At 68.1% G+C, this 14469-nt stretch carries 18 protein-coding genes and 1 tRNA gene; 8 read left to right on the forward strand and 11 right to left on the reverse strand.

Annotated elements, in window-relative coordinates:
* Positions 1 to 78 precede the first annotated feature (78 nt).
* Entirely contained in the window at positions 79 to 1365 is a 1287-nt protein-coding gene (locus DDE23_RS11225) for a peptidoglycan-binding domain-containing protein (protein WP_107753748.1), read from the forward strand.
* Positions 1366 to 1392: 27 nt separating this feature from the next.
* On the opposite strand, the gene DDE23_RS11230 is transcribed toward DDE23_RS11225, so the two are convergent.
* Positions 1393 to 2172, reverse strand: coding sequence for a LytTR family DNA-binding domain-containing protein (locus tag DDE23_RS11230; protein ID WP_107753750.1), 780 nt, complete (start codon positions 2170 to 2172; stop codon positions 1393 to 1395).
* A gap of 95 nt (positions 2173 to 2267) precedes the next feature.
* Here DDE23_RS11230 and DDE23_RS11235 point away from each other — a divergent pair, with 95 nt between their 5' ends.
* From DDE23_RS11235 to DDE23_RS11260, 6 genes are all read left to right on the forward strand, one after another.
* The gene (locus tag DDE23_RS11235; RefSeq protein ID WP_107753752.1) at positions 2268 to 2789 is read left to right on the forward strand and encodes a DUF2306 domain-containing protein; all 522 of its coding nucleotides are present in this window, start codon (positions 2268 to 2270) and stop codon (positions 2787 to 2789) included.
* 29 nt (positions 2790 to 2818) lie between these two features.
* Positions 2819 to 2905: transfer RNA gene (locus DDE23_RS11240), tRNA-Leu, on the forward strand.
* Positions 2906 to 3270: 365 nt separating this feature from the next.
* A complete protein-coding gene (locus DDE23_RS11245; protein WP_238149962.1) occupies positions 3271 to 4368 on the forward strand; it encodes an ABC transporter ATP-binding protein in 1098 nt (365 codons plus the stop codon).
* A 77-nt stretch (positions 4369 to 4445) separates the two neighbouring features.
* A complete protein-coding gene (locus DDE23_RS11250) occupies positions 4446 to 5549 on the forward strand; it encodes an extracellular solute-binding protein (RefSeq protein ID WP_107753756.1) in 1104 nt (367 codons plus the stop codon).
* Between the two features lie 103 nt (positions 5550 to 5652).
* Positions 5653 to 6912 (forward strand): ABC transporter permease, encoded by a 1260-nt coding sequence (locus tag DDE23_RS11255; protein WP_202863256.1) that lies wholly within the window; start codon positions 5653 to 5655, stop codon positions 6910 to 6912.
* Positions 6913 to 6918: 6 nt separating this feature from the next.
* The gene (locus tag DDE23_RS11260) at positions 6919 to 7770 is read left to right on the forward strand and encodes an ABC transporter permease (RefSeq protein WP_107753760.1); all 852 of its coding nucleotides are present in this window, start codon (positions 6919 to 6921) and stop codon (positions 7768 to 7770) included.
* A gap of 235 nt (positions 7771 to 8005) precedes the next feature.
* On the opposite strand, the gene trxC is transcribed toward DDE23_RS11260, so the two are convergent.
* From trxC to DDE23_RS11300, 8 genes are all read right to left on the reverse strand, one after another.
* Complete coding sequence (gene trxC / locus DDE23_RS11265) at positions 8006 to 8452, reverse strand: thioredoxin TrxC (protein ID WP_107753762.1); 447 nt, start codon at positions 8450 to 8452, stop codon at positions 8006 to 8008.
* Between the two features lie 64 nt (positions 8453 to 8516).
* Positions 8517 to 9146, reverse strand: coding sequence for a trimeric intracellular cation channel family protein (locus DDE23_RS11270; RefSeq protein WP_107753764.1), 630 nt, complete (start codon positions 9144 to 9146; stop codon positions 8517 to 8519).
* A complete protein-coding gene (gene rnhA, locus DDE23_RS11275) occupies positions 9143 to 9595 on the reverse strand; it encodes a ribonuclease HI (RefSeq protein WP_107753766.1) in 453 nt (150 codons plus the stop codon). Before rnhA ends, DDE23_RS11270 begins: the two co-directional genes overlap by 4 nt.
* Entirely contained in the window at positions 9588 to 10190 is a 603-nt protein-coding gene (locus tag DDE23_RS11280) for a class I SAM-dependent DNA methyltransferase (RefSeq protein WP_107753768.1), read from the reverse strand. The genes rnhA and DDE23_RS11280 overlap by 8 nt, the downstream gene beginning before the upstream one ends.
* Positions 10187 to 10798, reverse strand: a complete 612-nt coding sequence (locus tag DDE23_RS11285) for a LysE family translocator (protein ID WP_107753770.1) — start codon at positions 10796 to 10798, stop codon at positions 10187 to 10189. Before DDE23_RS11285 ends, DDE23_RS11280 begins: the two co-directional genes overlap by 4 nt.
* On the reverse strand, positions 10795 to 11745 hold the full coding sequence (gene ispH / locus DDE23_RS11290; protein ID WP_107753772.1) for a 4-hydroxy-3-methylbut-2-enyl diphosphate reductase: 951 nt from the start codon (positions 11743 to 11745) through the stop codon (positions 10795 to 10797). Before ispH ends, DDE23_RS11285 begins: the two co-directional genes overlap by 4 nt.
* Positions 11746 to 11805: 60 nt before the next feature.
* Positions 11806 to 12360 (reverse strand): hypothetical protein, encoded by a 555-nt coding sequence (locus DDE23_RS11295; protein WP_107753774.1) that lies wholly within the window; start codon positions 12358 to 12360, stop codon positions 11806 to 11808.
* Positions 12357 to 12752 (reverse strand): hypothetical protein, encoded by a 396-nt coding sequence (locus DDE23_RS11300; RefSeq protein WP_107753776.1) that lies wholly within the window; start codon positions 12750 to 12752, stop codon positions 12357 to 12359. The genes DDE23_RS11295 and DDE23_RS11300 overlap by 4 nt, the downstream gene beginning before the upstream one ends.
* A gap of 83 nt (positions 12753 to 12835) precedes the next feature.
* On the opposite strand from DDE23_RS11300, the gene DDE23_RS11305 reads away from it, so the two are divergent.
* Positions 12836 to 13405: a TetR/AcrR family transcriptional regulator gene (locus DDE23_RS11305; RefSeq protein WP_170121885.1), complete on the forward strand. Its 570-nt coding sequence runs from the start codon at positions 12836 to 12838 to the stop codon at positions 13403 to 13405.
* On the opposite strand, the gene DDE23_RS11310 is transcribed toward DDE23_RS11305, so the two are convergent.
* Both DDE23_RS11310 and DDE23_RS11315 read right to left on the reverse strand, forming a co-directional pair.
* Positions 13386 to 13736, reverse strand: a complete 351-nt coding sequence (locus tag DDE23_RS11310; protein WP_337589834.1) for a YqaA family protein — start codon at positions 13734 to 13736, stop codon at positions 13386 to 13388. The genes DDE23_RS11305 and DDE23_RS11310 overlap by 20 nt on opposite strands.
* A 105-nt stretch (positions 13737 to 13841) precedes the next feature.
* On the reverse strand, positions 13842 to 14426 hold the full coding sequence (locus DDE23_RS11315) for a LabA-like NYN domain-containing protein (protein ID WP_107753782.1): 585 nt from the start codon (positions 14424 to 14426) through the stop codon (positions 13842 to 13844).
* Positions 14427 to 14469: the final 43 nt, after the last annotated feature.

Consider the following 14469-nt stretch of genomic DNA (forward strand, 5'->3'; position numbering starts at 1 on the left):
GCGAATCACCCGAGGGGCTAGCCTTTCACCGCCATTCCTCAAAGCCCGCTTTCAGTATCAGGATACAGGATAGAAGCCATGTCAGCGAAGAAGTCCGCGAAGATCCTTACCTCCACCCTTCTTGCCGCCGCGCTCATGACCGGGACCACCGGCCGGGTCAGCGCCGATATCGGCGACGCCATCGCCGGGGGCATCATCGGCGGCCTGATCGTCGGCGGCATCCAGAGCAGCCAGCGCCCCCGCACCCAGACCCGCACGGTGATCGTCGATTCCGGCGCCCGGCAGCTGGCGCGCGAGGTGCAGACCGCGCTCAACCACTTCTATTTCAACGTCGGCGCGCCGGATGGCGTGCTGGGCCGCCAGTCCCGCGCCGGGATCTCGCAATATCAGGCCTATCTGGGCTTCCCGATCACCGGCCAGCTGACCGAGTTCGAGCGGCAGGTGCTGGTCACCTCGTATCAGCGGGCGCAATTCGGCGGGCCGCAGGTGATCCAGGTCAGCCAGAGCCACCCGGACGGGCTGCGCGGCTTCCTGCTGGTGGTGCGCGACGAGATGCTGGGCCGCCCGCAGCAACCGGGCACGCTGACCGCCGCTGCGCCGGTGGCCGAACCCGCGCCGCAGGCGACCGCCGCCGCCGCGCCGGTGACCGGCATGCCGAATTTCGTCGGTTCCGGCGGGCGGGCGCAGCAGGCCTCGCTTGCCTCGCATTGCAACCGCGTGGGCCTCGTGACCTCGGCCAATGGCGGCTACACGACGCTGGGCACCATCACCGACCCGGGCTTCACCCTGAACGAGCAATTCTGTCTGGCGCGCGGCTATGCCATCGCCGATGGCGAGGCGCTGATGGCCCAGCTGGGCGTCGTGCCGCAGGATGTGGCGGCGCAATGCGCGGGCCTCGGCTCCACGCTGGAGCCGCAGGTCGCCGCGCTGTCCTTGCAAAGCCGTGAGGTGGTGCTGGCGGGCATGACGCAATGGGTGCTGACCTCGGGGATGAGCACCGCGGATCTGGCGACCAATGCGCGGATCTGCCTGTCCTCGGGCTATGCGACGGACAACCTGGCCGTCGCCATCGGTTCGGCCCTGATCCTGGCCGCGCTGGGCGAGACGGCCTATGGCGAATTGCCCGCGCATCACCTGATGCAGGGGATCGGCGCCACCCAGCGCCCGGATCTGGCGGCGCAATGGTATCGCACCAGCATGCCGGTGGCCGAGGGGATGGCGGTGTCCTTCCAGCCCGGCCCGGCCGACCGCAACCGGCTGATCCTGGCCGCCGTCGACATGGCAACCGGCGCCCAGCCCGCCGCCGCCGCTGCGACCCAGCCCGCCGCGCCGGTCACGCAGCCGACCGCGCCCGCGGGCAAGTAACGTCCCGCCAGGGATCGGGGGCCGGGTTCAGAGGAGCCCGGCCTCTTTCACGGCCCCCAGGTAGGTCCGGCTGACCGGGATCTCGCGCCCGTCGGCCAGCGTCAGCACCCCGCGCCCGCCCTCGCGCCGCGCCGCGCGGACCTGATCGCGGGCCACCCAATGCGAGCGGTGGACCTGCAGGCCCGCGCAGCCCTCGGCTTCGGCGATGGCATCGGACAATCGCAGCAGCAGCAGCGCCCGGCCGCGGCTGGTCACGACCTCGACGTAATGATCCTGCACCGACAGCGAGATCAGCGCGCCGCGCTTGTCCAGCGGCAGGCGCGACAGAAGCCGCGGTGGCCGGGGCTGCGGGTCGTCAGCACCGACGGCGGGCGGCGGGCGGGGGATGAAGGTGAGCGCGCCGGTGACCAGCAGGGCGACCGGCACGGTCGAGACTGCCAGCGAGGCCAGTTCCTCTGCCGCGAAGGGCGAGATCCCGAAGGCCAGCGCATTCAGCGCCGCGACCTCGACCAGCACCAGCGCCGCGACCGGCGGGCTGGTCAGGGCCCAGCGGCCGAGGGACGACAGGCCGTGCCGCCGCAAGGCGCCGTCGATCCACAGGCTGAGCAGCCAGCCGCTGGTCGCCGTCACCACCACGACCACCGACCAATAGGCCAGCCGGGCGCCCAGCCCGAGGCTGGCCAGCGTGCCGAACGGGCCCGAGACCGCCAGCACCGCCGCCACCACAGCCATGACCTGCCAGACCGCGGGGCGGCGCAGAATGCCGTGCATTTCACGAAGCGCGAGGCGCAGGGCGGTGTCACTCACGAAGGGTTCCTCGGGACTGGCGTAAGCACGATGGAGCGCCGGCCGGCGCTGCGGCAGGGCAGGGGCGTCGCCCCCAGATACAACGAGGCCCCCCGATGTTAAACCTCTCGCCCCTGATGACCGCCGCGCCGGTGGTCCAGCTTCACGTCGCCGCCGCGATGCTGGCTCTGACTCTGGGCCCTGTCGCCCTGTTCCGGCGCCGCCGCGACCGGCTGCACAAGGCGCTGGGCTATCTGTGGATCGCCGCCATGGCTTGCGCCGCGCTGTCGAGTTTCTGGATCCATTCGATTCGGCTGATCGGCCCCTTTGGCCCGATCCATCTGCTCTCGCTCCTGACCCTCGCCTCGCTGGGCTACGGTCTGCGGGCGGCGATCTCAGGCAACATCCCGGCGCATCGCAAGACGATGCAAGGGCTCTATTTTTTCGGCCTGGCCCTGCCAGGGGTATTCACGCTCTGGCCGGGGCGGACCATGAACCGGGTGCTGTTCGACCTGGCGCCGATGCTTGCCGTTCCGGTCATGGCGATCCTGATCCTGGCGCTGCTGTGGCTGGGGCGCAAAAGGCGCGTGCAGAAAGCTGCGCGGGGCGCTGCTTTCCCTCTTCACAACCCTTTCTGAACCGGCTACATGCAGCCCACCAATCCAGTGCGGTCGTGGCGGAATTGGTAGACGCGCAGCGTTGAGGTCGCTGTGGGCTAACCCCCGTGGAAGTTCGAGTCTTCTCGACCGCACCATTTCAAAGCCCCTGAGAACAAAGACTTTCTTGTTCTCAGGGGCTTTTGTCTATCCGGCGCCCGGCGGGCGGCATGGCCCTCGGCCGCCACCGCCCGCGCGGCGTCTCTTTCCTGCCCGCAAAACCGCCGGACGCCGTGAAATCTGCCCGCCTGCGCGGCAGGAACCGCAGGCCTTCCGGGCGGAACGCCCGCAAAATCCACACAGACTGGCCGATCCTCCTGCCGAGGACGCAAATGGCTCTCCATTTGTCGTGTTTGACCCTTGTCGAACGGAAGCGGGCGGATATTCGCTTGAAATGAGGGGGCGGGGTGTTTTTACTGATCCCCAAGAACAACAAACAAAAGTCCCAACAGGGGGAAGCTACGTGTCCCAAGCCCGCGCCGACGGTTTCGTCGTCTTTGATCGCGTGCAGAAAAGCTATGACGGCGAAATTCTTGTCGTCAAGGATCTGAACCTCAGCATGCCGAAGGGGGAATTCCTGACCATGCTGGGCCCGTCGGGGTCGGGGAAAACCACCTGCCTGATGATGCTGGCCGGGTTCGAGACCGCCACGCATGGAGAGATCCTGCTGGACGGCAAGCCGATCAACAACATCCCGCCGCACAAGCGCGGTATCGGGATGGTGTTCCAGAACTACGCCCTCTTCCCGCATATGACGATCGCCGAGAACCTCTCCTTCCCGCTGGAAGTGCGCGGCATCGGCAAGTCGGACCGCGAGGCCAAGATCAAGCGGGCGCTGGACATGGTGCAGATGGGCGCCTTCGGCAACCGTCGCCCGGCCCAGCTGTCGGGCGGCCAGCAGCAGCGGGTCGCGCTGGCCCGGGCGCTGGTCTTCGAGCCCGAGCTGGTGCTGATGGACGAACCGCTGGGCGCGCTGGACAAGCAGCTGCGCGAGCATATGCAGTTCGAGATCACCAATCTCGCGCATAACCTCGGGATCACCACGGTCTATGTCACCCATGACCAGACCGAGGCGCTGACCATGTCGGACCGGGTCGCCGTCTTCAACGACGGGCGCATCCAGCAGCTGGCCCCGCCCGAGGATCTCTACGAGCGGCCCGCCAACAGCTTCGTTGCCCAGTTCATCGGTGAGAACAACAAGCTCGACGGCACGGTCGAGACGATCAACGGCGATAAGTGCACGGTGCGGCTGGACGACGGCACGCTGATCGACGCGCAGCCGGTGAACGTCAGCAAGGCGGGCGAACGCACCCGCGTCTCGATCCGGCCCGAGCGGGTCGAATCGAACCCTGACCGGCTGGCGCGCGACGCCCATCTGGTCGAGGCCGAGGTGCTCGAATTCATCTACATGGGCGATACCTTCCGGTTCCGGCTGCGGGTCGCGGGGCGTGACGATTTCGTCATGAAATACCGCAACGCACAGGACCAGCGCAGGCTGTCGGCGGGCGACAAGATCCGCATCGGCTGGCGCCCCGAGGATTGCCGGGCGCTCGACGCCTGACACATGCCATCGCGCCGTCTTTGCCCGCAGGGCGGCGTGCAAAATCAGCGGGCAGACCGACCAGGGAGTCTTGAATAATGAAACTGAAAACGATTCTGATGGGGGCCGCCGGCGTCATGGCGCTGGGTGCCACCACCGTCAGCGCGCAGGACATGACCATCGTGTCGTGGGGCGGGGCCTATCAGGCCTCGCAGGTCAACGCCTATTTCACCCCCTATCTGGCCGCCAATCCCGGCATCAACATCATCACCGACGAAAGCTCGGCCGATGCGGTGGCGCGTCTGCGCGCCATGCAGGAGGCGGGCAACATCACCTGGGATCTGGTCGACGTGGAGGCCGCCGATTCGCTGCGCCTGTGCGACGAAGGCCTGGCCATGCCGATCAACGCCGACGAGCAGCTGGCGCCCGCGCCGGACGGCACCTCGGCCACCGAGGATTTCGGGCCGATGCTGGTCTCGGAATGCTTCATCCCGCAGATCGTCTTCTCGACCACCTTCGGCTACCGCACCGACATGGTGCCCGAAGGCGTCGAGCCGCCGACCGATGCCTGCGCCGTCTTCGACCTGGAGACCTATCCGGGCCGCCGCGCGCTGAACCGCCGCCCGGTCGGGAACATGGAATGGGCGCTGCTGTGCGACGGCGTGCCCTATGACGAAGTCTACGACATGCTCGAGACCGAAGAGGGCCTGACCCGCGCCTTCGCCATGCTCGACACGATCAAGGACCAGACCATCTGGTGGTCGGCCGCCGCCGAAACCCCCCAGCTGCTGGCCGATGGCGAGATCTTCATGGGCTCGTCCTATAACGGGCGCCTCTTCTCGGCCATCGCCGAGCAGGACCAGCCAATCGGCATGGCCTGGGGCTATCAGATGCTGGACATCGATGGCTGGATCGTCCCCGCGGGCCTGCCGGAAGACCGCCTGCAGCGCGTGATGGACTTCCTCTATTTCGCGACCGACACCCAGCGCCTGGCCGATCAGGCCAAGTACATCTCGTATGGTCCGGCCCGCGCCTCGTCGGCGCCGCTGGTCGGCCAGCATGAGACGCTGGGCATCGAAATGGCCCCGCACATGCCGACGGACCCGGCCAACATGACCGGCGCCTTCGTCACCAACTACCTGTGGTGGGCGGATTACCGCGACGAGATCGACGCCCGCTTCCAGGCCTGGCTGGCCCAATAACAGGCTGGCGGCCGGCCCCCTGACGGGGCCGGCCGTTCCGCATCAGACGCCGGCTTTCCGCGCCAAGACGGAAACCGGCACCGACAGGGAATGACAGATGACGATGAGTGACACGCCGACGCCCGAGCTGACCGGCGGCGCCCTGAAGCGACAGCTGGGCCGGGCGCTGAGGCGCCAGAAACTGCGGGCGCTGATGCTGGTCGCGCCCTTGCTGATCTTCATCTGCGTGGGCTTCCTGATGCCCATCGTGTCCATGCTGGTGCGCTCGGTCGAGAACAACATCGTCGTCGAGACGCTGCCCCAGACCATCACCGCGCTGGAAAGCTGGGATGTCGATTCGACCGAACTGCCGCCCGAGCCGGTGTTCCGCGCGCTGGTCGCCGACCTGCAGGTGGCGATCGAGAACCGCACCGCGCTGAACCTGGCGCGGCGGATGAATTTCGAGGCCGCGGGCTGGACCACCATGATGCGCCGCGCCCAGCGCGAGATGCCGGACTGGGATCTGGAGACCGACGGCCCGTTCCGCGAGCGCGTGCTGGACCTGCACCGCGACTGGGGCGCGCTGGAGACCTGGCGCTCGCTCAAGGCCTATTCCAGCCCCTATACCACCGGCTATTATCTGGCGGCCGTGGACCTCACGATGGTCTCGGGCCATGTCGAGGCGGTGCCGGACAATCAGGCGCTGCATCTGATGCTGTTCTGGCGGACGGCCTGGATGTCGGGGCTGATCTGTTTCATGACGCTGATCCTGGGCTATCCGGTCGCTTTCCTTCTGGCCAATATCAAGGAGCGACACGCCAACCTGCTGCTGATCCTGGTGCTGCTGCCCTTCTGGACCTCGCTCCTGGTCCGGACCTCGAGCTGGAAGGTGCTGTTGCAGGATCAGGGCGTGGTGAACCAGTTCCTGGTCTGGATCGGCCTCGTGGCCGACGACAACCGGCTGACCATGATCAACAACAAGTTCGGGGTGATCGTGGCGATGACCCAGATCCTGCTGCCCTTCATGATCCTGCCGCTCTATTCGGTGATGAAGACCATTCCGCCCAGCTATGTGCGCGCCGCCAAATCGCTGGGGGCCAACGACTGGACGGCCTTCTGGCGGGTCTATTTCCCGCAATCGGTGCCGGGCATCGGCGCGGGCGCGATCCTCGTCTTCATCATGGCCGTGGGCTATTACATCACCCCCGAACTGGTGGGCGGGCCGTCCGGCATGTTCATCTCGAACCGGATCGCGCACCAATGGTATGTCTCGGGCAACTGGGGGCTGGTCGGCGCGCTGGGTACGATCCTCTTGCTGGCGGTGCTGGTGCTCTATTGGGTCTACGACAAGGTCGTGGGCATCGACAACGTGAAGCTGGGGTGATCTGACATGGCGCTTCCGACCTATGCCTCGCCCCTGCAACGGATCTGGTACTATGCCTTCCGCTTGATCTGCGGGCTGATCTTCTTCTACCTGATGTTCCCGATCCTGGTGATCATTCCGCTGAGCTTCAACGCGCAGGATTTCTTCACCTTCACGCCCGAGATGCTGGCGCTGGACCCGGAGGGGTTCTCGCTGAAGCATTACCTCGATTTCTTCACCAACCCCGACTGGCAGCTGGCGACCCGCAATTCGCTGACCATTGCGCCGATGGCGACGCTGATCTCGGTCTCGCTGGGGACCCTGGCGGCGATCGGGCTGTCGCAATCGCATGTGCCCTTCAAGCGGGCGATCATGGCGGTGCTGATCTCGCCGATGATCGTGCCGCTGATCATCTCGGCGGCGGGGATGTATTTCTTCTTCTCGGCCATCGGGCTGCAGGGGACCTATTGGGGGGTGGTGCTGTCGCATGCGATTCTGGGCATCCCCTTCGTCATCATCACCGTGACGGCGACTCTGGTGGGCTTCGACCGCTCGCTGTCACGGGCGGCGGCCTCGATGGGGGCCGGGCCGGTCAGGACCTTCTTCAAGGTGCAGCTGCCGCTCATCCTGCCGGGCGTGATCTCGGGCTCGCTCTTTGCCTTCATCACCTCGTTCGACGAGGTGGTGGTGGTGATCTTCGTCGGCTCCGCCGCGCAGAAGACCCTGCCCTGGCAGATGTTCATCGGGCTGCGCGAGCAGATCTCGCCGACCATTCTGGCGGTGGCGACGCTGATGGTCGGACTGTCGATCCTGCTGCTGGCGACGCTGGAGGTGCTGCGGCGGCGCAACGAGCGGATGCGGGGCCTGAGCGCCGCCTGAGGCCGGGCGGAGAGGCGGGGGGCTGCCGCCCCCGGAGAATGCAAAAGGGCGGGGGGCTGCCGCCCCCCGCGCCCCCTGCTTCAAGGGGGGCACGCCCCCCTTGAAAATCCCCGTGGATATTTGAGGAGCAAAGATGAACAGGGGTGTCCCATGCGTGGGACGTTTCGGTGCTTCAATGAGTCCAAGGGTCTGGTGGGGCGCGTTCAGGGAATCTTAGGAACGTCCCGTGCCTGTCTCAGGCGATCAGGGTGAGTTTTTCCTGCACGAAGCGCACCACATCGGCGGCCGGGCGGGCGCCGGCAAGGCGGGCGACCTCGCGCCCCTCGGCGAAGAGGATGAAGGCCGGGATGCCGCGGATGTTGTAGCGGACCGTGGCGTCGGGGTGCGACTGGGTGTCGATCTTGGCCAGCCGGACATGGGGGGCGAGCGCCTTGGCCGCCTTCTCGAATTCAGGCGCCATGGCCCGGCAGGGGCCGCACCAGGGGGCCCAGAAATCGACCAGCAGCGGCAGGCCGTCCGATTTCGCCATCTTCTCGAGCGTGCGGAAATCGACCGGCGCGACCTTGCCGTCGTTCAGCGCATGGCCGCAGATGCCGCATTTCGGCGCGGCCCCGGCCTTGTCCCGGGGGAATTGGTTGGCCTGGCCGCATTCGGGGCAGGTGAGGCGGAGCTTTGGCGACATGACGGGCCTCGCATTCATGGGTTTGAATGCGAAATGGGGAGAGGCGCCCGGCGAGTCAAGCCCTTCAGATGCGGTTTCTGGGCGGGCGCGATTTGTAGACCGGCAGTTTCCAGCCAAAGAGCATGGACCCCGCCCGCAACAGGAAGGTCACCGCCGCGCAGGCCAGCAGCGCCACCGGCGCCGGGCCGATCCCCCAGCGGACCAGCAGCGCCGTCACCGCCCCCGCGAAGGCGGCCGTCAGATAGAGCTCGCCCTGGCGCAGCACCAGGGGCACCTCGTTGCAGACCACATCGCGCATGAGGCCACCGAAGGCGCCGGTCATCATGCCCATCATCACCACCACGCCCGGCCCGTGGCCGAGACTGAGCGCGACGCCGACCCCGGCCGGGACCGCCACAGCCAAGGCGCCCGCGTCCAGCCAGTCGATGGCGCGGCGGCGGTTCTCCAGCCGGTGCGCGGTGAAGAAGACCAGCACCGCGGCGCAGCAGGCGATGGCGATGTACCAGGGGTTGGCGATCCAGAACACCGCCTCGCGGTTGAGGAGCAGGTCGCGCACCGTGCCACCGCCGACCGCGGTCAGCGAGGCGATGAACAGGAAGCCCACGAGGTCCAGCTGCGCGCGGCTCGCGACCAGCGCCCCGGTCAGGGCGAAGATGAAGACCGAGAGGTAATCGAGCCCCTGCAGCAGCGTCATGGCTTGTAGGGCGCCATGCCCGCCCGGGCCAGCTCGTCGGCGCGCTCGTTCTCGGCGTGGCCGGCGTGGCCCTTGATCCAGGCCCAGGTGACGGTATGGCGGCGCTGCGCCTCGTCCAGCCGCTGCCAGAGTTCGGCGTTCTTCACCGGCTTCTTGTCGGCGGTCTTCCAGCCGTTGCGCTTCCAGCCATGGATCCACTGGGTCACGCCGTTCTTCACATAGGCGCTGTCGGTGGTGATGGTCAGCGTGGTGGGGCGCGTCAGGGCCTCCAGCGCGCTGATCGCGGCCATCAGTTCCATGCGGTTGTTGGTGGTCTGCGGCTCGCCGCCCTGCAGCTCGCGCTCCTTCACCACGGTGGCGCCCTCCATGGCGCGCATCAGCACGCCCCAGCCCCCGGGGCCGGGGTTTCCGGAACAGGCACCGTCGGTCCAGGCGTAAAGGTCAGGCATGGGCAGTCAGGATCACATAGCTGGCGGGCTGGTCGGAAAGGCCGGAGCCCACCCCCTGCCGCGCGTGGGAGACGGTGAAACCGGCCCCGGCGAGGAGGTCGCGCAGGTCGGCTTCGGTGTAATAGGCGAAGAAACGGTCGAGCTCGTCACGGCCCTCGCCCCGGCCCAGCTTCATCCCCAGCGTGAAGGCGCCGCCCGGAACCAGCGCGCGGTGGATGCGGGCGAGGAGCGCGGGCAGATCGGCGCGAGGGGCGTGGAGCAGGCTGAAACTGGCCCAGATCCCGTGGTAGCGGGCCTGGGCATCGAGCGCCTCGAAGGGTTCGACGCGGACGGCGATCCCGTGGTCGCGCAACGCCAGGGCGGCCATCTCGGGCGAGGCATCGCTGGCCTCGACCGTCAGGCCGCGCTCGCGCAGGGCGGCGGCATGCAGGCCCGGGCCGCAGCCGAGGTCGAGGACGCGCGCGCCCTTTGGGGCCGCGGCGGCGAAGCGGTCGAGATCGGCCTGCTGGTCGATGTCCTTCCGCCGGGCCGCGCCCGCGGCGTAGCGGGTCGCGGCGGCGGCATAGACCGCCAGGGTGCGGGGATCGGTGGTCACGCGCGTTCGAGCGCCAGGCGGGCACCCAGCGCGGCGAAAGAGGCGGCGAAGGCGCGCCTGAGCCAGGTCATGGCGCGTTCGGATTCGAGGATCCGCTGGCGCAGCCAGCCCGCGGCCAGCGCGTAGAGCAGGAAGGTGCCCGCGGTCAGGCCGACAAAGCCGAGCCCCAGTTCGACCAGCAGGGCGGCGGCATCGGGGCTGCCCGCCGGGATGAATTGCGGCAGGAAGGCCACGAAGAACATCGGCAGTTTCGGGTTGAACAGGTTCAGCAGGATCCCGCGGCGGACCAGCGTGGCGGCGCCGTGGCGGCTGGTGTCGGGGGTGATCTGCAGCGCGCCCGCGCCCTTGAGCGTGCCCCAGGCCATCCAGAGCAGATAGGCGACGCCCGCGTATTTGATCGTGGTGAACAGCACGGCCGAGGTTTGCAGCACCGCCGCGAGCCCGGCCATGGCGAAGCCGAGGTGCAGCATGGTGGCCAGCGTGCAGCCCAGCACCGCCCAGAGTCCGGCGGCAAGGCCCCGGCCCAGCGTGGTCGAGAGCGTGTAGATCACGCCGACCCCGGGGGCGAGGCAGACGATGAAGGCGGTCAGCAGGAATTCGGGGCTCATGCGGGGATCCTCAGGACGCGGGGCACTTTGAACTCGACCGATTCCACGGCGGTTTCGACGATTTCGGTGGTCAGGTCATAGCGGGCGGCGAAGGCGTCGAGGACCTCGTTGACCAGCGTCTCGGGCGCCGAGGCCCCGGCGGTCAGGCCCACGGCGCGGATGCCGTCGAGGGCGCGCCAGTCGATGTCCCCGGCGCGCTGGATCAGTTGCGCATAGCCGCAACCCGCGGCGCGGCCGACCTCGACCAACCGCTTGGAATTGGAGCTGTTCGGCGCGCCGATCACCAAGAGCGCGTCGATCTTCGGCGCGATCTGCTTCACCGCGGCCTGCCGGTTGGTGGTGGCGTAGCAGATGTCTTCCTTGTGGGGGCCGATGATCGAAGGGAAGCGGGCCTGCAGCGCGGCGACGATGCCCGCCGTGTCATCGACCGAGAGGGTGGTCTGGGTGATGAAGGCCAGTTTCGCCGGATCGCGGGGGGTGATGCCCGCCACATCCTCGATTGTTTCGACCAGCAGGACCTCGCCGTCGGGCAGCTGGCCCATGGTGCCCACCGTCTCGGGGTGGCCGGCATGGCCGATCATCACCATCTGCAGCCCGGCCTCGTGGTGGCGCTCGGCCTCGATATGGACCTTGGACACCAGCGGACAGGTCGCGTCGACATAGGTCATGTTGCGGGCCTGCGCGGCCGAGGGCACGGATTTCGGCACGCCATGGGCCGAGAAGATGACCGGGCGGTCATCGGGGCATTCGTCCAGTTCCTCGACAAACACCGCGCCCTGCGCGCGCAGGCTGTCGACGACGTATTTGTTATGCACGATCTCGTGGCGGACATAGACCGGGGCGCCCCATTTGGTCAGCGCCAGCTCGACGATCTTGATCGCGCGGTCGACACCGGCGCAAAAGCCGCGCGGCGCGGCGAGATAGAGGGTCAGGGGGGGCTTGGTCATGCGTCACTCCGGTTCGGACCAGAGGTAAGCGTTGGGGCGGGCGAGGTCCAGCGCCTTGGCTCAGCCGAAGGCGCCCCACAGCCCGGCAAGGATCACAAGGCCGAAAGCAGCGCCGATCCCGGGCAGGGTCCGGGCCCATACGCCGGGCGGCGCGGGCCAGCGGGCGAAGCGGAGCGCGGCGGCGAGGTGGGTGGCGAGCGCGGTGACCGCCAGCAGGTAATAAGGCGCGAAATAGAGGGCCTTCGGCAGGCTCTCGACCGTGGCGGCGGCGAAGGCGATGTCGGTATCGGTCGCCGGCCGGGCCAGCAGCACGGCGGGGATGTGTTGCAGCAGGAAGACCGCCAGAGTGAGGCCCGAGGCGAGTTGCGCCAATGCCCAGCCGGTGGTCGGCCTGCCCCGGCGCCAGGCGAGCATCAGGCCGAGCAGGATCTGGGCGGCGAAAAGGGCGATCAGCAGCGGCTCCACCAGCGGGTTGCGGTAAAGGGGGCGCAGCGCGGCCATCACGCCGGAATGGGCGGCCTGTCCGGCCAGAAGCGCCGCGTGGTTGGTCAGGTGCAGCGCCAGGAAGAGGCCCAGCAGGACAGCGTTCAGGCGGTGGAGGCGGCGCAGGCTCATGCCGGGCTCCCCGCGCGGGGCGGCCAGAGCAGCAGCGCGCCGATGACCAGCGTGAGGATCCATTGCGGCGCGGTCCAGACCTCGCCCAGCACAGCCAGTCCGAAGCCCCCAAAGAGCGCGCCCATGGCCAGCAGCAGCGCCGCGACGCAGGCGGTGGTCTGGCGCCGGGCGGCGGGGGCGAAGGCGGCCCAGCCGGTGGCCAGCGCGCCCAGCAGGAAGAAGGCGGTCACGAAATGCCACAGCAGCGCGAGGTAGAGGTGCAGCCCCGGGTTGTCGGTGGCGGCACGCAGCGCGGCATAGACCCCGGGCCCGCCCAGCGCGAGGTGGATGCCGGCGGTCGCGATCAGCAGGGCGGCGGCGGTCAGCAGGCGGGGAGAGGGACGGGCAGGCATCGGCGGCTCCGGGATTGGCATACGGTGGCGTATGGATGGCGCCTCGGCTTGCCCCTGTCAATACGGTGCCGTATGGTGCGACAATGAGCCGTGACCGACTGAGCCCCGAAGACTGGATCGCCGCCGCCTTTCGCCGTCTTGGGCAGGGGGGGATCGGCGCTGTCCGGGCCGAGGCGATTGCCCGCGATCTGGGGGTGTCCAAAGGCAGCTTCTATTGGCATTTCAAGGATCTGCCGGATCTGAAGGCGCGGATGCTGGCGCATTGGCTGGATCAGGCGACGGCGCGGATCGTGGCCTTGGCAGACGCGGGGGGCAGCGATCCCGCCCGGCGCCTCGACCGGCTGCTGGAGCTGGCGACGGGCGATCTGGCGGAGCCTTATGGCGGATTGTCGACCGAGGCGGCGATTCGCGACTGGGCACGGACCGATCCCGAGGCCTCCGCCGCGCAGGCGCAGGCCGACCGCGCGCGGGGCGCCTATCTGGAGGGATTGCTGGCGGCGATGGGGGTGGACCGCGCACGGGCGGCGCAGGCGGCGCGGCTGATCCTCATGGCCTATACCGGCGCCGTGCATCAGGGGATCAGGGACCGCGCGCAACTGGCCGGGGATCTGGCGGCGCTGACCGCGGCGTTGCTCAGCCGGTCAGGCCGCTGAAAAGCCCGGCGGTGATCGCGGCCAGAACGATGTAGCGCGCGGTCTTGGCGAGGCCCACGAACAGGGTGAACAGCCACAGCGGCGTGCGCATGGCGCCGGCCAGCACCGTGGTCAGATCGCCGACCGGCAGCCACGAGACCAGCAGCGTCCAGACGCCCCAGCGGTCCCACCAGGTGCGGGCCTTGGCGAATTTATCCTCGGGGATCTTCAGCCAGCGGTGGCCGCCCGCCGTCTCCAGCTTCCAGCCCAGCCAGTAATTGACGAACGCGCCCAGCGTGTTGCCGACCGAGGCCACGACGATCAGCGCCCAGACGGGCGCCGTCCCCGCCACCTGCAAGGCGGCGAAGATCAGTTCGGACTGAAAGGGCAGGAGTGTTGCCGCGATGAAGGCCGCGGCAAACAGGCCCGAGAGGGCGGAAACAGTGGCGAGCAGCGATCAGCCCTGCGTATTGGCTTCGTCGGCCGTGACATCCTCGCGCGCCGGGCGCGGTTCGCGCGGCGGGCGGCCGATCACGTCGCGCAGCTCGTCCAGCTCGATGAAATTGTCGGCCTGACGGCGCAGTTCATCGGCGATCATCGGCGGCTGCGAGCGGATGGTCGAGACGACCGAGACGCGCACCCCCTGCCGCTGCAGCGATTCGACCAGCGGCCGGAAGTCGCCATCGCCCGAGAAGAGCACGGCGTGGTCGAGCCGGTGCGCGATTTCCATCGCGTTGACCGTCAGCTCGATGTCCATGTTGCCCTTCACTTTCCGGCGGCCCATGGAATCGGTGTATTCCTTGGCCGGCTTCGTCACCATCGTGTAGCCGTTGTAGTTCAGCCAGTCGATCAGCGGGCGAATCGGCGAATAATCGTCGTTCTCCAGCAGCGCGGTGTAGTAGAAGGCGCGCAGCAGCTTGCCGCGGCGCATGAACTCCTGCCGCAGCAGCTTGTAGTCGATGTCGAAGCCGAGCGCCTTGCCCGCAGCGAAGAGGTTCGCCCCGTCGATGAAGAGGGCAAGCCGCTCATCCTTGTAAAACATCGCAATTCCTTTCAAAATCGCAGCGTCATTGAAATAAGCGTCG

Source organism: Pararhodobacter aggregans, assembly GCF_003075525.1.
Classification (GTDB): Bacteria; Pseudomonadota; Alphaproteobacteria; order Rhodobacterales; family Rhodobacteraceae; genus Pararhodobacter; species Pararhodobacter aggregans.